17 protein-coding genes, 1 tRNA gene and 1 pseudogene are annotated in these 23,397 nt (G+C 40.9%); 11 read left to right on the top strand and 8 right to left on the bottom strand.

Going from position 1 to position 23,397, the window contains the following annotated elements; all coding sequences use genetic code 11:
* Positions 1–19: 19 nt before the first annotated feature.
* From AAEY98_RS06625 to AAEY98_RS06605, 5 genes are all read right to left on the bottom strand, one after another.
* Entirely contained in the window at positions 20–931 is a 912-nt protein-coding gene (locus tag AAEY98_RS06625; RefSeq protein ID WP_351015769.1) for a bile acid:sodium symporter family protein, read from the bottom strand.
* A gap of 86 nt (positions 932–1,017) precedes the next feature.
* Entirely contained in the window at positions 1,018–2,208 is a 1,191-nt protein-coding gene (locus AAEY98_RS06620) for a DUF2855 family protein (RefSeq protein ID WP_351015766.1), read from the bottom strand.
* Between the two features lie 125 nt (positions 2,209–2,333).
* On the bottom strand, positions 2,334–3,338 hold the full coding sequence (locus AAEY98_RS06615) for an alpha/beta fold hydrolase (RefSeq protein WP_351015763.1): 1,005 nt from the start codon (positions 3,336–3,338) through the stop codon (positions 2,334–2,336).
* Positions 3,339–3,363: 25 nt separating this feature from the next.
* Entirely contained in the window at positions 3,364–4,026 is a 663-nt protein-coding gene (locus tag AAEY98_RS06610; RefSeq protein ID WP_351011715.1) for a nitroreductase, read from the bottom strand.
* Positions 4,027–4,167: 141 nt separating this feature from the next.
* Positions 4,168–6,618 carry a TonB-dependent receptor gene (locus tag AAEY98_RS06605; protein WP_351015760.1) on the bottom strand — a complete coding sequence of 817 codons (2,451 nt, stop codon included), beginning with the start codon at positions 6,616–6,618 and terminating at the stop codon, positions 4,168–4,170.
* A gap of 576 nt (positions 6,619–7,194) precedes the next feature.
* Between AAEY98_RS06605 and AAEY98_RS06600 the strand changes: the two genes are divergently transcribed.
* On the top strand, positions 7,195–8,991 hold the full coding sequence (locus tag AAEY98_RS06600) for an acyl-CoA dehydrogenase C-terminal domain-containing protein (protein ID WP_351015757.1): 1,797 nt from the start codon (positions 7,195–7,197) through the stop codon (positions 8,989–8,991).
* A 270-nt stretch (positions 8,992–9,261) separates the two neighbouring features.
* A complete protein-coding gene (locus tag AAEY98_RS06595; RefSeq protein ID WP_351015754.1) occupies positions 9,262–11,001 on the top strand; it encodes a DUF885 domain-containing protein in 1,740 nt (579 codons plus the stop codon).
* A gap of 126 nt (positions 11,002–11,127) precedes the next feature.
* On the opposite strand, the gene AAEY98_RS06590 is transcribed toward AAEY98_RS06595, so the two are convergent.
* Positions 11,128–11,736 carry a flavin reductase family protein gene (locus AAEY98_RS06590; RefSeq protein ID WP_351015751.1) on the bottom strand — a complete coding sequence of 203 codons (609 nt, stop codon included), beginning with the start codon at positions 11,734–11,736 and terminating at the stop codon, positions 11,128–11,130.
* Positions 11,737–12,322: 586 nt separating this feature from the next.
* Here AAEY98_RS06590 and AAEY98_RS06585 point away from each other — a divergent pair.
* A complete protein-coding gene (locus tag AAEY98_RS06585; protein ID WP_162023137.1) occupies positions 12,323–12,610 on the top strand; it encodes a sll1863 family stress response protein in 288 nt (95 codons plus the stop codon).
* A 187-nt stretch (positions 12,611–12,797) separates the two neighbouring features.
* Positions 12,798–13,265 carry a hypothetical protein gene (locus AAEY98_RS06580; protein WP_162023135.1) on the top strand — a complete coding sequence of 156 codons (468 nt, stop codon included), beginning with the start codon at positions 12,798–12,800 and terminating at the stop codon, positions 13,263–13,265.
* Positions 13,266–13,396: 131 nt separating this feature from the next.
* On the opposite strand, the gene AAEY98_RS06575 is transcribed toward AAEY98_RS06580, so the two are convergent.
* Complete coding sequence (locus tag AAEY98_RS06575; protein ID WP_011637494.1) at positions 13,397–13,609, bottom strand: hypothetical protein; 213 nt, start codon at positions 13,607–13,609, stop codon at positions 13,397–13,399.
* Positions 13,610–13,989: 380 nt separating this feature from the next.
* On the opposite strand from AAEY98_RS06575, the gene nhaA reads away from it, so the two are divergent.
* The 7 genes and pseudogenes from nhaA to AAEY98_RS06540 all read left to right on the top strand — a co-directional run bounded on the left by nhaA (position 13,990) and on the right by AAEY98_RS06540 (position 22,182).
* Positions 13,990–15,351 carry a Na+/H+ antiporter NhaA gene (gene nhaA, locus AAEY98_RS06570; RefSeq protein ID WP_350978428.1) on the top strand — a complete coding sequence of 454 codons (1,362 nt, stop codon included), beginning with the start codon at positions 13,990–13,992 and terminating at the stop codon, positions 15,349–15,351.
* Between the two features lie 145 nt (positions 15,352–15,496).
* Positions 15,497–15,715, top strand: coding sequence for a TetR/AcrR family transcriptional regulator (locus tag AAEY98_RS06565; RefSeq protein WP_351015746.1), 219 nt, complete (start codon positions 15,497–15,499; stop codon positions 15,713–15,715).
* Positions 15,716–16,591: 876 nt separating this feature from the next.
* Positions 16,592–17,749, top strand: coding sequence for an iron-containing alcohol dehydrogenase (locus AAEY98_RS06560; protein ID WP_351015743.1), 1,158 nt, complete (start codon positions 16,592–16,594; stop codon positions 17,747–17,749).
* A gap of 12 nt (positions 17,750–17,761) precedes the next feature.
* On the top strand, positions 17,762–18,796 hold the full coding sequence (curA, locus tag AAEY98_RS06555) for an NADPH-dependent curcumin/dihydrocurcumin reductase (protein WP_101088262.1): 1,035 nt from the start codon (positions 17,762–17,764) through the stop codon (positions 18,794–18,796).
* 130 nt (positions 18,797–18,926) lie between these two features.
* Positions 18,927–20,309, top strand: coding sequence for an NAD-dependent succinate-semialdehyde dehydrogenase (locus AAEY98_RS06550; protein WP_351015740.1), 1,383 nt, complete (start codon positions 18,927–18,929; stop codon positions 20,307–20,309).
* Between the two features lie 533 nt (positions 20,310–20,842).
* Positions 20,843–21,142: pseudogene (locus AAEY98_RS06545) on the top strand (substrate-binding domain-containing protein); the annotation flags it as partial.
* Between the two features lie 323 nt (positions 21,143–21,465).
* Positions 21,466–22,182, top strand: a complete 717-nt coding sequence (locus AAEY98_RS06540; protein WP_310734201.1) for an NUDIX hydrolase — start codon at positions 21,466–21,468, stop codon at positions 22,180–22,182.
* 988 nt (positions 22,183–23,170) lie between these two features.
* On the opposite strand, the gene AAEY98_RS06535 is transcribed toward AAEY98_RS06540, so the two are convergent.
* Positions 23,171–23,247, bottom strand: a tRNA-Val gene (locus AAEY98_RS06535).
* Positions 23,248–23,397: the final 150 nt, after the last annotated feature.

Here is a 23,397-nt window from a genome sequence, read left to right as displayed (position 1 = left end):
TTTAATTATTAGTTTTCGTCTAGGCGTTATCGGCCATCACTTCACTATTACTTTTTGATTTAAAATACTTTGAATTTAACATACCCGCTAGAATCCCTGCGGTAAAGAGCATTGTGAGTGTGTAAATCGCGGGCGTGAAAGACATCTTGTAGTTAGCTAACAGTGTTAATGCCATAAACATTGATAAGGTACTGTTTTGTAAGCCGACTTCAATCGTAATCGAGGTGCGTTGCGCCAAATTTAATCCAAACAATTTACTTGAATAATATCCAAGCAACATGGTTGAGATATTAAGAATAATCGATACTGGCCCAGCGGCGATAAGTGCTGGAATAACGATATCTTGCTGAATATACGTTAAAAATATAATCAACAACGTCAAAAACAATATGCCAAAACGTGACACATGAACTTGAGTGCTTTCTGCTATTTTAGGTGCGTAACGTCTTATCATCATACCAATTACAATAGGCACAATAGTCAGCTTCATTAAGCTAAACATGGTTGCCAGTATTGGTAACTGGAATTCATTGCCTTGCCCCATGAAGTGAATTAATGAGTAATTAAGCACCACGGGAATAGTAAACACGGTAATTAAACTGGCCACCGCCGTCATGGTGACCGACAGTGCCACATCACCTTTCGCTAAATGAGAAAACATATTGGATGTTGTGCCACCTGGACACAGTACCAGTAACATGACTCCTACTGCGTATTCTGGTTCTAATGGCATGATATTGGCTAATGCAAAGCCAATAATAGGTAACAAAAGTAGCTGGTTAGTTAGTCCTATCGCGACTGCTTTTGGGTACTTAAGCACGCGTTTAAAATCATCTGTCACTAAAGACAACCCCATGCCCATCATAATTAAAAAGATGCAAACAGGGATAACTTGCGTGTTAACAAATGTCACTAATTCAATATCTTCCATAATAACCTCATTCAAATATGACCTTTATTGGGCCGATAACGTCCTTTTTTATTTTTCTACTATGAGCGTGTTTATACTGGGTTTGTTTATGATGAACTTGTATCAAACGAGATGATTTGGCCAACCGCGGCATCAGCGGTGCCTGTTAACACTTGTTGGTAAATATCATTAACGTGGTGAAGATTATGGGTGTGGGATAGGGTGATGTTAGAACGACAAAACTCGATATAATTGAGTAACGATTGATTCATTTGTTTCATGGTTTCACCAACGCCCCATTCAAGGCTACGTTTTTTCAATTGCGTTGGTGCAAAGAAGAATGTTGGAGTCGCACCTGGTAGCAGACCATCACTTTGTGTGTCTGTTAAGTCAATATCGCCATGATGGGTTGCACCGATCCGACATGAATAGCGCAGTTGTTGGTTAAAGTGGTTATGAATAGCGGCTAAGGTGTTTTTACCACCGGCCATGTCCACTAAGATGGATGCAACATTGGCATCTAGGGTGGTGATGTCGTTATAGTTAATAACGTGATCGTAACAACCTAATGATTTAACGAAACTTAAATTGGCCTCGGAGGTAATACCAATCGCACTGCGTTGACCTCTTTGCTTAATGGCAAAGGCGAGGGCAATGCTGGTTTTACTGGATGCACTGGTTACCAGATACTGAGTCGCATAGAAATACTGATTGTCGAACATAAAGTCATCCACTAGCCAAGACGTGGTGAACAGTCCGCGTAATAAGATGTCGTAGTCTTCATTTTTTTGCTGATAAAAAGGATTAGCATTGACGCGATCAAAGCGCGCATAAACCGGAGATAGGCCTTCTCTGCATGGATTGAGATCTGAAAATCCCGTAGGGTTAACTTTACCGCCAATGATTTTGAAATGAGTCGCCATCGGCATAAATCCCCATACTCGTTCACCAACGTTGATATCTTTATTATTTGATGACACCACATCTGCAAACCCCATCACAGGTAATCGTCCCCATTGAGTGTGTTGAACTGTATTAGCTTTAGACGTAATCGAATTTGAAGCAGTATCCAAAGGGGAATTGTTAACAGGAAAGAATTGCCAATAACCTAATGCATCACCAGTGATGCCATAGCTGATGTTATTTGCGGTTAACGCGAATTTACTCACTTTAAGTAATACTTCATTTTCAGCCAATGGCAGCTCAATATTAAGCTCAACAACACGTGTTTGTGACAAGTCATTTTTAGCCACTTCAAATACGAGTGCCTGTTGAGTTTGTGATGTTAATGTCGTCATAAAATCCCTTTATCGTTATTATTATTTCGTTTGTTATTCAGCGCACTATATTGAGTTTGTTTTACAACAAGCCTTTAACTAAGGATGTAATTAACTTGTTGTTTTTAAATTTCTTTAAATAAATGTTAATCGTTTATGAAATTATTAATGGCGACATTCACTTCGTCTGGTCTTTCGTGTTGTAGCCAATGACTGGTGTCTTGAAAACGTTTTATGATGCAGTTAGGCACATAGTGATGAATGTTATCGAGATTCTCATTAACGAAGGCAAGGTCTTGTTCGCCCCATAAAATCAATGTGGGAACATTGATCCGTATATTGGGTACTTTAAGCTGCGATGCTTGTTTAACGGGACTCGATTTAGTTGTGTCATTTTGAGTCGATGTTGTGTCTAGGGATGATGCCGTTGTTGAATTACAACGTTGATTATCTGTGTCATTTTCTGCCAGTTGGGGCATAGCGCGATAATATTGCAACATGCCATTAATTGCGCCTGCTTGGCTCCAAACTTGTTTATATTGCGCTTTTACAGCGGCGGTAAACACGCTTGGGTTGGTACTAACCATGATGTCTTCGCTTAAATAGCGATAATCATCTTGCGTTAATAATGACTCCCCCAATTCGCTGATTAATTGATGTATATAAGCACTTTTTTTGCGTTGTAGTGGATTGTTAATCATTTCTCGAGTGAAGGTACTTGGGTGAGCCGCATTAACAATTATCAGCTTACTGATTAACTGAGCATGAAACGCTGCTAATGGCCAAGCAATAGCGCCGCCCCAATCATGGGCGACTAAAATAACAGGCTGAGTAGGGCTAATTGCAGCAATAAACTTGGCCATAAAGCCGATAAGATTGGGTACCGCATAAAAACTAACATCGTCTGGTTTATCGCTTAGATTATATCCCGGCAAATCGGGTGCGATAACACGATAATGTGGTGAGAAAAAACTCAGTTGAGCTGACCATGTACCCCAATATTCAGGAAATCCATGCAAAAATATTATTGTCGGTTTGAGTGCAGTGATGTCAGCTACAGCAAATACGTTATTTGCTTCGGTAGATTGCCCTGATTCAACATAATGAATATTGACGTTATCCACTAAAATATTTTTATGCTCTAGTTTCATATTCAATCTCATTAGTCATGACTGGTTAATCGAAAAATGCCACAGCGTTTTCAATGGATTCACGATCGGTACGGGTATTGTTTACCGCTGCACTGTCATCGGCGTAACCAAAAGACATCCCAAATAAAATACCGCGCTCGGCAGGGAGGTTTAATAGTTCTCGTACTGGGTCAGGGAATTGCCCTAATGCACCTTGCATGCAATTTGATATGCCGTGATCTGCCATAATCAATGACAGTGTTTGAGCATATATACCTAAATCAACAGCGCCCATAATGTCTAAGTATTTATCCATAGTGAAAAACACCGCATGTGGCGCATCAAAAAACTGCCAGTTACGTACCATCGCCATTTGACGGGCTTTTTTGTCTTCTCGTGCAACACCGATTGCACTATACAACGCATTCGCTGAGCCAAATTGACGATCACGATGAATACCTTGATATTGCGGTAGCCAATTAAAGTCAGGATTTGGCGAGGCGCCGCTCATGAGTGTTTCCATAAACTTTTGTTTCAATGTGTCTTTTGTCTGACCTGAAACCACACAAGTTTGCCATGGCTGCACATTACAATTGGAAGGAGAAAGCTGTGCATGTGCAAAAATCAAATCCAAGGTTTCCTTGGCAACCGGTTTGTCGAGAAAGGCGCGTGCTGAGTAACGGTTTTTTAATATTGATTCTATAGACATATAGGACACTCTTATTGTTTTATTGATAGTGAGTTTATAGCGTTATTAGCGATATAAATCAGTTGCTTAATCTTGATGTTAATAAAAAAGTCTGCAGTGGCAGTAAAGCGCTATTACCGTCACTGCAGACTGTTTAGCTAGTTAAAATTGGTACGAAATATTGGCTCCAAAGGTACGTGGTTGATTTGGATAACCATTAAAACTGCCCGCTTGAATTGGAGGTGGGAATGCCGACAACAGATATTCATCATTGGTTAAGTTACGCACCCAAAGCTGTAAACTGACGCCATTATCAAATGCCAGTCCCGTACTTGCGTTGAAGGTGTTTACCTCGCGAGATAATGATTCAGGGGTATTTTCAGCCAGCTTAGTATCACTTTCGAAAAGGTAATCGGTACGAACATAGCCATCGGCACCATTAAAGACTTCAAAGTTATACACAATACCGGCAGTGATACTGACTTCATGAATACCAGCCGGTTTCTCGCCAGATAAATCAACCGGTCCGTTTAAACCTGATGCACCAACAAACGAGTCGTAAACAGGGTCGAGGAAGGTACCCGCTAAGGTAAATGACCAATCTTCAGTGAGGTTATAATTAGAGTCGAACTCAATACCTTGGGTACTTTGTTTACCCGCATTGGCCAGTACATAACCTGTGCCAATGAAAATAGATGACTGAAACCCTTCAATGGTTTGATCAAATATGGTTGCGCTAAATGATCCGTGTTCGAATTGAGTTTTAATGCCCAGCTCGTACACCATGGCTTCTTCAGGTGAGGCATAACGGCCGCCATAAACCTGATTGGGAAGTGCTAAGCCTGCCGTTTCTAATGCAGATTGATCCGCTGCGAAAGGGCTTGAATAACGCGATAAGTTCCAAGACGTTGCTTTAAAACCTGTTGCTGCTGTAGCGAATATATTGACATTGTCATTAATTTCGTAAGCTAAGCGTAGTGACCACGTGGTTTTACTATCATCTGATTGATTGTTTTCAACAGCATTTGGTAACCCCAGCATAGGGGGTAAAAACTGCAAACTTTTAATCACTGGTACCGCAGGTGCCAACTGAGGAATACTGCCAATAGGCACGCCATACAATGTTGGCACTGTGTCTAAATCAAGTGCAGAAAGGACATCGGAATGTTGTTGAGTGATGTTGATTTCTTTTTGGTCATTGGTGTAACTCACGCCAAATATGGCGGTAAAATCGTCGCTGATATGGTAATCAAAACTGGCAAATATCGAGTAAGCATCATTTTCTTGTTCAAACTCAGAACTTACTGCCGAGTCACCTGAGAAAAATGTGCCGGGATCCAGGCCATATACTCCTTCAACACCCGCTAATAAACCCGGAGCACCACCAGCAGCCATCAACACATCAAAGTAATTTCTAATGTCGTTACCATAATACAAGGTATCGCCAGTGGTCACTTCTTCATGAAAAATGAATGCGCCAAACATCCATTCGAGCTGACGTTCACCGGTAGAGGTTAAGCGAAACTCTTGGGTAATTGTTTCGATATCGGTGTAGCCGCCTTCGTTCAAAATATCGAGAGAAGTGTAATCGACATCATTCATAAAATCAGAATCGTTGGTACGAAATGCACTGATTGAGGTAAATGAATAACCATCAAAATCAAAATCTAGCTGCAGTGATACTCCACCATCTTTGACGTTGTTATCGGGATTGGAATTAAGAGTAGATTGATAAGCAAATGAATCTGTTTCATCAAGGTCCATGCCCCCGAGCGCACGCACAGCGCCAGTAGTAGGGCCATTAATTGAATTCTCTACGGTACAGCATGCTTCTTCAATTTTACTATAGTCAGCAATTAATCGAAGTTTTACGTCTTCAGTTGGTTCGTACAGTGCCTGACCTCGAATATTCCAACGGTCACGGTCGTTAATATCGTCTAAAACCACCACACTTTCAGTGTAACCATCTCTTTTGTTCAATCCAGCAGAAACACTGAATGCTAAATTATCGGTTATGCCATTGGTGTAATAACCTTTAATTTCTTTTTGGTTGAAATTACCTACGCCAACTTCAATTTTACCTTCTTGATAATAAGCGGGTTCTCGCGTGGTGACGCTAATGACCCCAGCGGAAGCATTTTTACCAAACAAGGTACTTTGTGGTCCACTTAGCACTTCAATTTGCTGCAGTCTTGGTAAGTCACCTATTTGAGATGCCGCACGAGAGCGATACACACCATCAATAAATACCCCAACAGAAGGCTCAATACCCGTATTGTTGGTGCCATTACCAAAGCCACGAATTGAGAAGTTGGTGTTAGTTGAACGTTGTAGTGGGGTGACGCGTAGAGTTGGTACCAGAGTTTGTAAGTCTGTTATGTCCATTACTTTAGCTTGCTCTATTGCTTTGCTACTCACTACCGTAATGGCCACAGGAGATTCCTGTAATCCTTTGGCACGTTTAGATGCCGTTACGACGATTCTTTCTATATCGTCTGCACTTTTTTGTGCTTTTGGTTTTTCATCTTCAGCATTTGCAGCTGAGCTAATTACTCCCATAATCGCAAATGCGAGTAAAGAATGCTTAAAATATGTTGATTTATTATTATTCATTTATTTCCCCAGACGATGACTAATCGTTATTAAACAAGCTTGCCAATACATTGATTTACAAAAGATATGTATGACGCTTAAGCGTTCTTATTTGTAACCTGTAAATATATAGCGTTGTAAAATTAGCGTTATTCAATAACATCAAGGGGGGATCAATCAGCTTAATTTTCTATGTTGAAAATTTATCCTGAAAATACGTCATTACCACTTTAGTGAACAATTAACCGCCAAATCATGCTAGGGGGTGTTTTATAATTAAACAAATCAATTATTTTGATAAGCAACTATTCATATAACGAATAATGCACTGAGGAATTTCACCGTCTGAGTGTTTTTAGTTATGCGTAGGATGAATAATCGTCGAGGGCTGAGGCGGTTTTGTTGCGAAGTTGTTACTGTAAGTCTAACAATACTGACAAACTATAATTCAAACGAATGTATACATATAATTATTATGCATTTGGATAATACTTGTAGTTAACTTAGCATCGGTAGTAACAAATATTATTTGCATGGAAAAATTCATCCAAATAATCACTAACTAGATATAGATTGATAATGACATGGAGAGTAACAATGCCTGAATATAAAGCCCCCATTCGTGACGTAAAATTTGTTATGCAAGAACTGCTAGATTGTGAAGGGCACTATCAGCGTTTGGGTTACCAGGATGCCAGTATCGATATGGTTGATGCGATTATTGCTGAAGCGGCAAAATTAACCGAACAGGTTGTTGCACCATTAAACCAAATAGGCGATCAGCAAGGTTGTACATGGAACGACGGTGTGGTGACCACACCAGATGGTTTTAAAGAGGCGTACGCTCAATATGTAGAAGGTGGTTGGCCAACGTTATCTCAGTCTGAAGAGTTTGGTGGCCAAGGATTACCGCATTCATTAAATATCAGTATTGCTGAGATGTTTTCCAGTGCTAACCATAGCTTTGCCATGTATCCAGGGCTAAGTCATGGCGCTTTAGCCACCATTGAAGCACACGGCACAGAATCTCAAAAACAACAATTTATGCCAAAGTTAGTTGAAGGTAAGTGGACTGGCACAATGTGTTTAACTGAGCCGCATTGTGGTACCGATTTAGGTATGTTGCGCACCAAGGCTGAGTTACAGGCCGATGGCAGTTATTCATTAAGCGGCACTAAAATCTTTATCTCAGCTGGCGAGCATGATCTTTCTGACAACATTGTCCATATCGTTATTGCCCGTATTCCTGGTGCGCCAGAAGGTAATAAAGGTATCTCATTATTTATCGTACCTAAATTCAACGTTAACGAAGATGGCACCATTTCAGATAGAAACGGCGTGAGTTGTGGTTCTATTGAACACAAAATGGGCATTAATGGTAACGCGACCTGTGTGATTAATTTCGACGACGCTACAGGACATTTGATTGGTGAACCGAATCGCGGCCTTAAGTGCATGTTCACCTTTATGAATGCTGCCCGTATTGGCGTTGCTAGTGAAGGTGTTGCGGCTGCTGAAGCGTCATTCCAGGGGGCTTTGGCATACGCAAAAGATCGTCTACAAATGCGTTCAATCAGCGGGGTTAAAAATCCTAACGGCCCAGCTGACCCAATCATTGTTCATCCAGATGTTCGCAGAATGCTGTTAACTCAGAAATCGATTGCTGAAGGTGGCCGTGCGTTAATTTCGTATCTTGCCCAGCTAGTTGATATTGGCCATGCCGAAAAAGACGAAGCCATTAAAGCTGATGCTGAAACAAAGTTAGCCTTATTAACGCCGATTGCTAAAGCATTCCTTTCAGAGCTGGGTTTTGAATGTACCAGCCACGGTGTGCAGATTTTTGGTGGTCATGGCTTTATCAAAGAGTGGGGCATGGAACAGTTAATGCGCGATACCAAGATTAGCTGTTTATATGAAGGTACTACCGGTATTCAGGCATTAGACTTACTGGCTCGTAAAATTATTGGTACTCAGGGTGAAGTATTAAAGCCTTTCTCTAAAGACGTTACCGTATTCTGCCAACAAAACATGGATAACCCAGCCATGGCTGAGTTTATTAAACCGATTATGGCTTATGCCAAAGAGTGGCATGAACTGACCGTGTTAATTGGTGGCAAGGCGATGAAAAACCCGGATGAAATCGGCGGGGCGTCTGTGGATTACTTGATGTATGCCGGTTACGTCACACTCGCTTTCTTCTGGGCGAAAATGGCTAAAGTGGCGCAAGATAAATTGGCTGCAGGCACCACCGATCCAGCGTTCTATGAGGCTAAAATTAAAACAGCTCGGTTCTTTATGCAGCGCATGCTGCCAAGGGCTAAAGGTCATGCGGCATGTATTGCCAATGGTGTCGATTCTATGATGGCACTTGATAGCGAAGATTTTGCTTTTTAATTGAGCAATTATCTCATCCGCTAAAATCGATTATATTCTCGATAGAACAAGCCGCAGCGTCAATCGCTGCGGTTTTTTATTGGCTGCGAAGTAACAATACAGATGTAACTCATGCACTGACTGTTTTTCTAATCATTACTTTAAAAGGGTCTACTTTATAACCTGATTTGTTGATCACTATTCGTTACAGATTAGTTAATTCAGCGCTCATCACTTTAGATCTTTATTCGGTTATAGTAATCAATTCATAATAAAAAAAGGACTAAGCCGATGTCAGGCAAAATACTCACGTCTGTGATTCCACTACTTGCTCTTATTCCGTTCACATCATCAGCGGAATCTTGGGTTGATGTCAGTAATGCATACACCAACAAACAAATTCAGGTAACGAGTCAATTTCAACCTGAAATGGCAAGTTCAATTGGCATTACTGAAACCGATAGTCAATGCAGCAGCATTACTAAGGCACAACAAGATAAGTATATTCGTACTCTTGAAACCAGTAAAAAGACGTTGTTACAAGCGCTTAATACTGAAAAATCATTGCAGGTTCGTCAAGACCTCAACATTATTATCAACAATATTGATCAGACCATTGCCTCGGGTAAATTAGAAGACAAATACATGTTGCCTTGGGTGGACGTGCCGTTAATTATATTTAGAGGCGTGTCGGCATTATTAGATGATCAAATGTCAGATACACGTAAACAAGCGGCTAATACTCGTTTAGCGTGTTATGTCGGTAAAACGGGTCAACCTGCGTTAACTGAACAAGCAAAAACCTTGTATGAAGCCGCATTAGCCAACAAAAAATTAATGGGGCCAACAAAAGAAGAAGTAAACCAAGCACTGGCAAGAACCGATACCTTATTGCAAGGTTTGCAGCAGTTGTTTGAGAAAAATGAATTCATAAAAGCCGATGAGAATCTGTCGCTACTAAAGCAGCAAATTGCAGATTACCGTCAGTGGGCAGAAAAAACCGTTATTCCAACTAGCCGAGATGACTTCCGCTTACCGTCAGAAATTTACGCTTTAAAACTCAAAACAGTTGGCATTGATATCGAACCTGAGTTGTTAATTGAACGCGCGAAAGCAAGCTATATGATAACCAAAGCCAACATGCAGGCGTTAGCGCCGTTGGTTGCGCAAAAGTTTAATATGCCATCAAGTGATTATCGCGATGTGATAAAAGCACTTAAAAAAGACTCTTTAGACAACGATAAGATTGAAGATCATTATCGAGCCATTAATAAAAAACTTGAAGCGTTAATCACTCAGAAAAAAGTGGTCAATTTACCTGAGCGCGACATGATTATGCGATTGGCCAGCGAAGCAGAGGCTGCGGGCAGTCCAGCGCCTCATATGTTACCGCCACCGTTTATTGGTAATACGGGTGAACAAGGGCAATTTGTACTGACAACCGGTAACCCTGCATTAACCGGGGATGCTGCTTACGATGACTTTAATTTTAATGCCGTTGCTTATACATTAAGTGCTCATGAAGGCAGACCTGGCCATGAATTACAATTTGCGGTCATGTTGGAGCAGGGCGTGTCACTCGCACGTGTTTATTATGCTTTTAACAGCGTAAACGTTGAAGGTTGGGCACTGTATGCCGAAGCTGAAATGTTGCCATACCTTCCTATTGAAGCACAGCTTATAGCGCTTCAGCATCGACTATTACGTAATGCTCGCGCCATGTTAGATCCGATGTTGAACCTAGGTCTAACAACAAAAGAAAACGCCTATGCATTGTTACGCAATGAGGTGGTATTTTCAGAAGCGGCAGTGAAACAAGAAGTGGATCGATACACCATGAGAATGCCTGGTCAGGCTGGCAGTTACTTTTATGGCTTATCACGATTATTGGAGATCAGGGCTGACGTCGAAATAGCCCTAGGCGATAAGTTTGATCGCTTGGCATTTAATAACTTTGTGTTAGAGCAAGGCTTAATTCCACCCAATTTAATGGCAGAAGCCGTTAAAGAACGCTTTTTAACTAAAAAGTAAAATACGTTGATATTGATAAATCCCATTTAGTTAAATGGGATTTATCAAATACGGCTCGTATTCTGGCTATTTTATGCAGCTGCACATGCTATAAATTAGCTTAAGCACGATAAAATTATGTCACCGCTATTTTTTAGCATAAGGCAAACGAGCCAGTTTATTGCCTGTGTAGTAACAATCGAGCCCGCTAATCGCTACCGTATCAATAGTGTGTAAATCTATAAACCCATCAGTTTGAACCGCATCATCGTCTACATACACGTCAACTATTTCACCAATAACAAACTCGGTACCATTGATAGCTAAATGTTGCTGCTCTACTAGCTTAACTGAATATTTTAGGCGGCTTTCTTTTACAAAAGGCGCGCTAAAGTCTGATAGATATTCAGGCGTTAATCCCGTCGCTACAAACTCTGATTCATCTTTATCATATCGAGCTGATGTTTGATGAGCTTGCTCATAAATAGATTGATTGACTTGATTAATGGTATACAAGCCGGTTTGTAAAATATTTTCAAAGGTATGACGCGGCACACTGTGAGGGCGGATTATCATACCAACCAGCGGCGGATTGGCTCCTAGGTGAATAACCGAACTGACTATCGACAAATTAGTGTTGCCCTGTAAATCTTGTGTACCTATTAAATTAGCGCTTTTAAATCCTGACAGTGAATTGATTAAATGGCTACGGGTGTGTTTTTCAAGCGCGTCTAAGCGCTCTTTGGTAAAATGCATTAAAAGTCCTTAACACTAACTAGTGCAACCTTATCAATCAAAATTGGCTGCTTCACCAATTAACGCTACATCTGGGATATTGTTCGTCAATTTGCATTATATGATATCTAGGCCATAAATTATTTCATCTGAGTGTGTTTTGCTTGTAAATGACTCATTTGCTTTATGGTTATAATTCATTGATATTAATGCTAAATAAATCAAACCAATATACCTCTAGTATGATTTATTCATGTTAGTTTGTTGCTCGCTACTGTATTTCGATACTGCGCAGTGGTCAATTGCCTTGATAAATAACCATCATGTATCTCATGTATCTCATATAACAGCTTAAATTTTTTAATCGCAGGCTTTTTTACGAGCAAAGGTTGCAAATAGATCCATTAACATATCTTCATAACGATATTACATGAACAAGCAATAATAAGGCAGAAGTGAGCAATATGCCGCCTTGCGTGGTAACGTAAATTTAAGCTGGTAAATTTATGCCGGTAAATAATCAAATATGCTGAGGCCCAGTGATTCAAATAAACTAGAAACACTTAAAATGTATAGCGTATCCAATGTATTTAAAAGGACAATCATTATGAGTAAGAAACAAGCATACGAAAAGAAATTGCAAGCGCAGCTCGACGAGTGGAGCGCTGATATCGACAAACTTAAAGCAAAAGCTGATGCGGCCGCAGCTGATGAGCAGCTTGAATACTACAAACAAATAGAGCAACTTCAGTCTATGAAGGACACTGCCAATAAAAAGCTTACTGAGCTTAAAAAGGCCGGTGACGATGCTTGGGAAGACATAAAAGTCGGTATTGACAGCGCCTGGGATTCGCTTGGTTCGGCATTTAAGTCTGCGACGTCAAGATTCAAATAAGCATGCTACATAATAGAAACTCGAGTTAATAGTATCCCTACATTATGGCGGCCAATCATTAATGAGTTTATGCATTAAATGATACAAGCAAGTATCAATATTGGATGAACACCATCGCTTCAAATGTGTGTACACATTAATAGCTGAATGGGCCACGTTGGTTGATAAATTCTTAGAGGGAAAAAATATGAAAAAACTGTTTAATAAGATTTTCGCTGGAGTTCATTTGTTCGCAGCTGTAGTGCTTATCATCTTATCTTTGATAATTATGCTGTGGTCCATTTATGAGGTCATTTCTGGCATACAGTATGACTCTGGATTTATTCCATTAATGCTTCAATCTGTCGCTGCTATCATTATTGCAGCAGCCATTATTGATGTAGCACAGTATATGATGGAAGAAGAGGTTTTTAAGGACAAAGAGTTGCGAGATCCCAAAGAGGCAAGACGAACAATTACAAAAATTATTGTCATTATTACTATAGCAGTCAGCATTGAAGGACTGGTTTTTATATTTAAAGCAGGAACGAAAGACCTTAGCCTTTTGCTCTATCCAGCTTTACTTATTATGGTATCAGCTATCTTAATTGTCGCACTTGGTGTATATCAAAAATTAAGCGCTACTATAGAAAAAAGAGAAGAGGAAAGTATATAGTCATTTGTGAACAATGGTTTTTATGTATCGCTTAGATAAGTATTTATTCGCCGCTATAAGCGGCGATTCTCTTAAGGGAAAATGGCTAGCTAAATAGAGAGGACATCAACACACTATATTTCTTTGTTTAGCTATTTTTCAGGAATATCTTCAAGTAATTTTATGATAGTACGATTATTGTTTAGATGGGCTAGGTCAAGGAGGTAGCTTTTCTCAAGCTCTTGCATCGGTTCATCTGCCAATAATTCCTTTACTAACTGCTCTTCATCATTTGCAATGGCGGTTTTCAAGGCTGCAAAAGTCGCGATACTGTGTTTATGTTGATCAGTATTGTTAGATCCCATTAGTTTCGCTCCGTTAATTGTTCGATATTTATGTCATAGCGGGTTACCACACTAACAATATAACCGTGTATGTTGCAATCATAGTGATGGTAAATATACCGAAACAGACCAGAATACATAGTCAGTTGATTAAACCGATTACAGTCATATTCTCAGGCGTGTCTTGACAGTTTATCAGCAATGTTAATCGCTTAGCTCCGCTGGTTTGGTAAACGTGATGCTAGGTTTGCATTAAATTTCAGCGCGATTGACAGGATATAAAGCCGTTTTGTTAGCAAAGATGGTATCGTATTTACTCGATGTTTAATGTATTGATTTTAAAGGGTTCTGGATACATTCTTCGGTTAAAAAATCATGCAATAACGTGATGGAGACAAGTTATGGGTTACGAAATAAAGGAAGAAAATCGTGATCATGCTCCGTTAGAGCGTGGTTTTCTTAAGTTTTCATTACCTGTGGAGTCATTCATCGATAGCCAGATCGTAGCTGGAATCGTGTTACTGGTTTCGGCAATAGCCGCAATTCTTATGGTTAACTTAGGATGGCAACACAGTTATGAAGCACTCAGTACACTTAAATTAACTATTTCTCTTGGCGATTGGTCAATAAGTCATTCCTTACATTATTGGATCAATGATGGCTTGATGGTGTTGTTTTTTTTCATTTTAGGGTTAGAAATAAAATATGAATGTTTGGTCGGCGCTCTTAGCGATTTAAAAGATGCTGCATTAGTTATTGTTATGGCATTAGGGGGCATGGTGCTCCCAGCACTGATATATTCAAGCATTATTTGGATTAGTGACTCGTCCAATGCGTATCAAGGTTGGGGTGTTCCTATGGCCACAGACACGGCATTTGCTATAGGTATTTTAACACTGTTAGGCGCTAAAGCACCTCGGGCTGCCTACATTATTCTTACGGGTTTAGCCATTGTAGATGACATGGGAGCCGTTGCTGTTATTGGATTATTTTATACTGAACAAATCGAAGTTCTGTCATTATTGTGGGCTGCTCTGACGTTATTAGTGTTATTTTTTATCAACATTCTGGGCATAAGAAAACCTATTTTCTATTTAATGGGCGGTTTTTTTCTTTGGTGGTTTATTCTTCAATCAGGCGTACATGCAACCACGGCCGGTCTTTTAGCTGCAATGATGGTACCGACGCGTCCTTATACCAATAAAGTTTGGTTTCGTCGTAAAATGCAAAATGTCATTCAAGAATTTAAGGACGTAGACAGTGTAGACACTCCTATCCTTGAGAATGAAAAACAACACGCACTTGCTGTAAAGGCCGAAGATATTGCCAAGCAAAGTACAGCGCCGATATTACGTTGGGGCTATACGCTAGACAAACCCGTTAGCCTTATTATTTTACCTTTGTTTGCTTTTTTGAACGCAGGTGTAATGTTACCCACAATGATTCCTGAATTTAAAGATACTGTGGTTACACTAGCAATAATACTCGCATTGGTGTTGGGAAAAGGCATTGGTATTAGCCTTTTTGCTTGGTTAGGGTTAAAAGTGGGTGCGGTAAGGTTACCTAATGGGGTGACATTTCCTCATATCATAGGTATCGGATTTTTAGCGGGTGTAGGCTTTACAATGTCATTGTTTATATCAGCCTTAGCATTTGAGGGGCAGCCCGCTTTAATCGAACAAGCTAAGCTGGGTATCCTTTTCGGTTCATTATTAGCCGGGATAATAGGGGCTACAATATTGTTTTTGGTTTCTGATGATTAAGTTAAGTTAGTTAGCCCCAATTAGCGTATCGAGACGAATAGATAATAGTCAATTTCAATAATGTCAACGTCAATAATGTTAACGTCAATAATGTCAACGTATTGATAGGTACTGGAAATGGGCTAAAAGTGATGGCAAAGAATGTTTGCTACAAGCAATATTAGATTTAATGTGGCAGAGCAGCTATGGCACTCTCACTATTGATGCTATATGTGAGCGAGCCAGCGTGAAGAAGGGCAGTTGCTACTATTTTTTCAAATCTAAATCAGAACATGCTACTGAGGCCATCCTCGACGGATCGGAGATAAAAAAGCCGAAAATGAACACCTTTTTCGCTAACCAGGCCACCTTTAGAGCGACTTAAAGCCTACTTTGACGACATACAACAAACACTAGTTGAAGCTATCGAGAAACATGGCCGCGTGTTGGGTTGCCCACATTTCTGTATGGATGATGAAATAAGCAGTATTGAAACTGTTGATTGTCACGCGCGTTAGGATTTATTTAAAAACGTAGATGCTTATCTATTTATCTAACTATTTATAAATTTCAGAATTGTTATTAAGTTAATCTTATATGGCTAATAACATACGCCAATTATTTTTAGTCCCTATCATCATTTTTATACTTAAACAAAACTTAATTCCAATCGTTAGTATTGTTAAAAGGATGTACTCAATTACATCCTTTTAGTCTGAACTGTTTACAATTATTAAGATTTATTGGCCTAATTGGAAAGGCTAACATTGGTATGTTAGTGTAACTAAATAGTAAAATATAATTTAGTTTATTTAAAGCACCGCACTAACAGTGATTTCAATCATCTGGTTTTAATATGGTTAGCGTCATGCTGAAAATATATTTTAATATTATATCTAAATGTCTTAAATCAGAGATAATAACGAGTTTTATATTTAAATATCGTATTGACATACTCAAGAGGTTACTTTAGGTAGTTTACTCATTTAATTATAGTTGACCATTTAGTAAAGAATAACAATGTAGATATCAAGCAAGTGAATATGATCAACGCATTTTATTCCATCTAGGCAATTGCCATGAACGGCAAAATAGCGATATTGGCGATGCTGTTAAGTCTCTTTTTTATCGCCGCAGTTACAAGTTGTCGCAGTATATGTGTTCATCAGGTCTGCCTATATTCGAATACTAGACACAGAAAAATCGACGTATGTCAGCATAAACGTACGCCTTCACATTGAAACAGAAGGAAACATAGAATATGAACAACTTTGACTTTCACAATCCGACAAAAATCCTCTTTGGTAAAGGCCGCATCGAAGACCTTAACGATCATATTCCAGTAGATGCAAAAGTATTGATTATCTATGGCGGTGGTAGCGCGGAACGAACCGGTGTATTAGGGCAAGTGAGAACAGCACTTTCTGGTCGCACATTGGTCGAGTTTGGTGGCATAGAACCAAATCCTCGTTATGCAACGACCCTTAATGCCGTCAAAGTAATCGCTGATAACAACATCACCTTTTTGCTTGCCGTGGGTGGCGGATCTGTCATTGATGCGACTAAATTTATCGCGATGGCGGCGCTTTATGCTGGTGACCCCTGGGAGATCCTTACTGCCGGCACGGCAAAAGTGACCGCGGCGATGCCGTTCGGAACGGTGCTTACATTGCCTGCTACAGGATCTGAAATGAACAATGGTGGGGTGATAACCAACCCTGAGAAGATAGCCAAGCTTCCTTTTAGAAGTCCGCATTGCTATCCAATTTTTTCGGTCCTCGATCCTGAACTTACCTATACGCTGCCTGCGCGTCAGATTGCCAATGGCGCTGCAGATGCCTTTGTCCATATTATCGAACAGTATCTAACTTACCCCAGTGGCGCACACGTGCAGGATGGTTTTGCCGAGTCTCTGCTACGCACCATTATTGAGCTTGGCCCTAAAGCGCTAAAGACACCAGAAGATTATGACATTCGTGCAAGTCTGATGTGGACAGCCACACTGGCTTTGAATGGCTTAATCGGTGCCGGAGTGCCACAAGATTGGGCTTCTCACATGATCGGACATGAGATTACTGCGCTCAATGATACAGACCACGCCCGTACTCTTGCTGTCGTGTTACCGTCACTATTGAATGATCAGCGTGGCCACAAGCACGAAAAATTACTCCAATATGCTAGTAATGTCTGGGGCATCACCGAAGGCACAGATGCTGTGCGAATTGACGCTGCAATAGACGCCACGCGTGCGTTTTTCGAGCAATTAGGGATCAAGACTCGATTGAGCGACTACGGTATTGCCGCAGCAGAAATTGAACTTATTGTTCGCGCTTTGGAGGAACATGGCATGACAGCTCTTGGCGAACACAAAGACATCACCCCAACTGATGTCCGTCGCATTCTTGAAGCGTCACTTTAAAGGAGATTGAATATGACACAAACAAACACAACTAATCGACAATGGGTTCTTGCAGAACGTCCTAAAGGCGAACCTACGCTAGACACGTTAACTTTGATTGAGACCGCTATCCCTGTTGCTAACGACAAACAAATGCTACTGCGGACTGAATTCCTTTCGCTCGACCCCTATATGCGCGGGCGGATGAGCGATGCACCATCTTATGCAGACCCTGTCGAAATAGGCGCGGTGATGATAGGCGGTACTGTGTCTCAAGTTGTTGATTCCAATATCGATGGCTTTGCTCCAGGCGACTTTGTGCTTAGTTTTAATGGTTGGCAAGACTATGCTGTTTCCGATGGCACCGGGCTCACTAACCTCGGTAAGTCTTCGACCCATCTTTCATGGGCGCTTGGTATTTTAGGCATGCCTGGCTTTACTGCTTGGGCTGGCCTGAAGCATATTGGTGCCCCTAAAGCTGGCGAGACCATTGTTGTGGCAGCTGCGACCGGCCCGGTCGGGGCCACTGTTGGCCAAATCGGCAAGCTGCTGGGCTGTCGTGTGGTTGGAATTGCAGGCGGCGCGGAAAAATGTGCCTATGCAGTAGATGAGTTAGGCTTTGACGCGTGCATCGACCATAAGGTTGCTGACTTTGCAGACCAACTTGCCAAGGTGAACTCAAACGGCATCGATGTCTATTTTGAAAGTGTCGGTGGTAAGGTCCTTGATGCCGTCATCCCGCTATTAAATCCGAACGCTCGGATCCCACTTTGTGGGCTGGTGTCACAATATAACGCAACCGAATTGCCAGAAGGGCCAGATAGAATGAACTGGCTGATGGGTCAGATCCTGCGTAAGAAAATTAAGCTGCAAGGTTTTATTATTTTTGATGACTTTGGCCATCTGTATCCCGACTTCGCCGCCGAGATGACTGGTTGGGTTAAAAGCGGCAAGATTAAATACCGAGAAGAGATTATCACAGGGCTCGAAAATGCTCCTCATGCATTTATAGGCCTTCTTAATGGCGAAAACTTCGGCAAACGTACAATCCATGTTGGTCAAAAGTAACAGGTCAATATTTTACCATCTTGATGGTTCTGACTTCGCCCTCGGGCGATAGCTTTTGCAAAAAAACACCGGGGGCCGGTTGTTAAATACCCGTCTCCTGTTGGTACATTACCCAAAAAAGGTAAATATTATGACATATGAAACACGCAATCCTTACACTGGTGATCTTCTGGTAACGTTCCCAGATGCAAGCGACTCAGAGGTAAAGCAAGCAATTGAAAATGCGCATGATGCTTTTTTACTTTGGAAAAATACTGGGTTTACTGAGCGTGCGCGCATAATGCACGCCGCCGCCGAATTATTACGCCGTGACGTTGATTATTATGCCAATCTGCTCACCATTGAGATGGGTAAACTTATATCCGAAGCCAAAGCAGAAATAGCGTTGTCAGCAGATATCTTCGACTACTATGCAAATAATGCACAGAAATTGCTGGCTCCACAAAAGCTACCGGTTGCCGACGCTGATGCGGAAATTTTGTGTGAGCCGCTGGGTGTATTATTGGCGATTGAACCATGGAACTTTCCTTTCTATCAGGTGGTTCGTATCGCTGCACCACAAATATCTGCTGGTAATACACTGTTGCTCAAGCATGCGTCTAACGTTCCGCAGGCCGCGGCTGCATTCGAAAAATTAATGCTCGATGCTGGTTTACCTCAAGGTGTGTTCAAAAATCTATACGCTACAAGGTCGCAGATAGAAACGATCATTAACGATCCGCGCGTTCAGGGCGTAGCATTAACAGGGTCGGAAAGGGCCGGTGCAGTCGTTGCTGCCCAGGCAGGCAAGGCATTAAAGAAATCGACTCTTGAACTTGGCGGTGCTGATGCATTAGTTGTTCTAGCCGATGCAGATATGCAGAAAACAATTAACTGGGCGGTTCTAGGACGACATTGGAATGGTGGTCAGGTCTGTGTGTCATCAAAACGAATGATCATTGTGGATGAGGTGTATGATCGGTTCCTTGAAGGATATATTGGTGGTACTGCGAATATCAAAGCGGGTGATCCGTTCGAGCCAAGCACAACGCTAGCGCCTCTGTCATCCAAGGCGGCAGCCGATGAAATCAAGGATAAGATTCGCCAGGCGGTTTCTTACGGTGCTACCGCAACTGAGGTTGGGCCAATTGTCCCTGATTCAGGCAATTTTGTTCAGCCGACCATTTTGACTGACATTGCAGAAGACAATCCCGCACGTTATTGGGAATTCTTCGGCCCTGTTTCTATGATGTTTCGCGCCAAAGATGAAGATGACGCGGTCCATATAGCCAATGATTCACCGTTCGGTCTGGGCGGTTCGGTATTTACTGCCAACCCAATCCATGGTGCAGAAGTGGCGAAACGAATATCCACAGGTATGGTCTTCGTCAATCACCCGACAATGGCTAAGGCGGATTTACCATTCGGTGGTGTTAAACGTTCAGGTTACGGCCGCGAGCTAGTCGGTCTCGGCATCAAGGAGTTTGTTAACCACAAACTTATCGCCATTGTTGACATCGACGCTCCGTTCTAGCGCTAATTGCCAATCTGATGTCTAGTCGGATTGGCTTATCCAGTAAGGAAATAAATCGGTAAATAGTGAGTTGTTTAGCGATATCAACATAAACACTTTTAAGCATGCAAAAATATCAAAATAGTTAACTCATTTTGCTAGCGACCCTTAGTTAACTTTGCAACGTTTAGCGCCCTCGGCAATTAATTTTCGCTAAATAACTTAGCCAATCAAGCAACACTGTCGACTATCACCACATCATCGGAGCCACTAACCGAGACTAAAAGTCTTAATGCAAAACATATCCCCAATTCAGTACTGGCCAGCCTGGTTTGCGAAAACTGAATAAGCCTCCAATTGTCCTTATTTCAGGTACTTCTAAAGCGCTAGCATCAGCATGACACCGTCTTTTCATCATGAGAGATGAGGCTAACATTAACAAATCATCCACACATCATCGTATGTGTCATTGATTATGTGAATTTGTTCAAATCTAGAAATCGATTAGTGTTATTTGAAATTAAAAGATATAACTTTTTCGTCACGATAAACCCAGTGCTATTTTTGCAGCTAACGATGATATGGCTGCTGCGGTGATGTCTATTGCACAAAGCCAGGGGATTAATGTGCCAAATGATTTATCGGTTGTTGGCTTTGATGATACAACCCTCGCAACGGTCGTGTGGCCAAACATTACCACGGTAAGACAGCCTATTGATGAAATGGCAACGTTAGCTGTCAGCTTATTTACCTCAAATAAAAACAAAGACTTTTCAGGACTAAAAAACAGTCAGTTGCGTCATATTCTCGAATTTGAAATTATTCAAAGAGAGTCGAGTAAATCAATTGTCTAGCAATGACCTATTCTACGGATGATGAAGTGTTTGTTTACGGAAAATACAAATACAATCAATAATTTAAGCAGGTTAATTTGTGGTGATCGTTGATAAAACGCATCTAAGCCACAACGATGATAAGTATTGTTGTAATATTGTGCATTGGTGATGTGCAGTAGAAATTGATTTTGTTTCATGCATTTACAATTATGTTTTTGGTGAGTAAAGTGATTATCAACGTCTGTTGAATATGACTTTTTTACTACTACACAGTTGTTCAACGGCAATCTCCAGAGTGTGTATGTACAACCAAGCTCGCTATATTAAATTGGATCTTACCTGTGAATTTTATAAACGAAGTTATTGATGAAGAAACCATCCCTGCTGATTGTATTAGTAACTTAACCGTTGATAATCTTATTTTTACCCTTCATGACAGCAAACTTAAAGTCTTATTGATTAAATACAATAAAGGCCTAGCAACCAATAAATGGGGCTTAGTCGGTCACTGGGTTCGCAGTGACGAAAACCTCGAGACTGCAGCATCGCGAGTTGTAAAAAACACAGCCGGGGTCGAAAACTTATATTTAGACCAACTAGGTGCCTTCGGTGATGTTGACCGTTACCCAGCCAGACGAATTATTACCATTGCGTTTTATTCGTTGGTCCGCTTTGACGAAACCAATTTATCGCATGGTCCAAATGCCATAGAATGTGAATGGTTTGATGTAAGACAAGTCCCTAAACTGATGTTTGACCATGATAATATTTTGGCCAGTTGCCTTAATCACTTAAAATACAAAGTCAGACATGAACCGATCGGTTTTAGTTTGTTACCTGAAAAATTTACCTTATTACAACTACAAGATTTATATGAATCTATTCTCGGTGTGACATTAGACAAACCCAATTTTCGCCGAAAAATATTAAAGATGAATTTATTAATTGACTGTAATGAGAAGCAACGTAATGTTGCCCACAGAGCAGCGTCATTGTATCGATTTGATGTGCATGTTTATGAAAAACTGACTCAATTTGGTTTTACGTTCGAATATTAATATTCCCTAATCTCAGATGCATCTGCAGAGCAGCAAAATCAAGTATGGTATCAACATATCTATCAACCATTACAAAATGACCCACTAATAAAAGATGCCCACAAAGCATTACTCCTATGGCGTGACAGTATGGCTGTGTCATTGGTTACTGGGCTGTTACTGGTAATTGGAGGGGTAAATGTACCTTGGGTCGCAAAAATATTTGATCACTATTCTCTAAGCGTTCCCTTCTGTTTTGCCTTTGCCTGCGGACTTGCTGCGAATAATTGCGGTAAAAGAATGGTGACTAATACGGTTACCATTTGCTACGGCACTAAATTTCACAATCTAAATAGAAAACCGCAGGTGTTCAAATTAACCAAATAGTAGAGTTAAGTCGCTTGCCCTGAGTTGGCGGATCAGAGCTGTGGTTGAAAAGAACAAGCCATTTTGAAAAAGTACATTTATCTACTTGGTGTACATCAGGTGTTGATTGAAAGTACGTCAACTGGCTTGTGTGACTGTAAATTATTCATCGTGCCAGTAATGGAAGTTGTAGTTGTCATTCATTTCAGGTTCAAAAATCACTTGTGCCAACATGTTTGGCACGAAATGGACACAAAACGTCATTTTGGTGTTTTTTGCCTATTTTTTTGAGTTTTAACTATCTTATAGGCTAAATTTGAAATGAATTAATTTGTAAGACTTCTAGACACGAAAAATAACTGCTTGGCACGAGGTTAATGCGATTTGGCGCAGATAAATTTTTACGTAGAGAGTTTGGTAATAAAAAAAGGTTTTTAAAACGAGGAGTTACTGCAAGAAATGGTACACCCGAGTGGACTTCGCTTTACCACATGAATACCGACCCCTACCGCCGCCGTTAACTAAGAGAGGGTAGTGCTCTAACCAGCTGAGCTATGGGTTTATTAGCTTGTGAATATTAACTATTAATTTTAGACACAAAAAAACCAGCTTTCGCTGGCCGTATTCTCTTGTATAAGAGAATTGGTACACCCGAGTGGACTCGAACCACCGACCCCTACCATGTCAAGGTAGTGCTCTAACCAGCTGAGCTACGGGTGTATTGTTTACTTTTATTACAATTCCAATGTTTAGACTCTTTGAAAAGAGTGGTACACCCGAGTGGACTCGAACCACCGACCCCTACCATGTCAAGACGTTAACGCGCAATATTTTTGAACCATTCCCACTTCAACATTCCCGCCATAACCG

Source organism: Shewanella sp. AC91-MNA-CIBAN-0169 (assembly GCF_040310165.1).
Taxonomy (GTDB): domain Bacteria; phylum Pseudomonadota; class Gammaproteobacteria; order Enterobacterales; family Shewanellaceae; genus Shewanella.
Note: the sequence above shows the minus strand (reverse complement) of the source record. Positions and strands in the feature narration are given on the sequence as shown.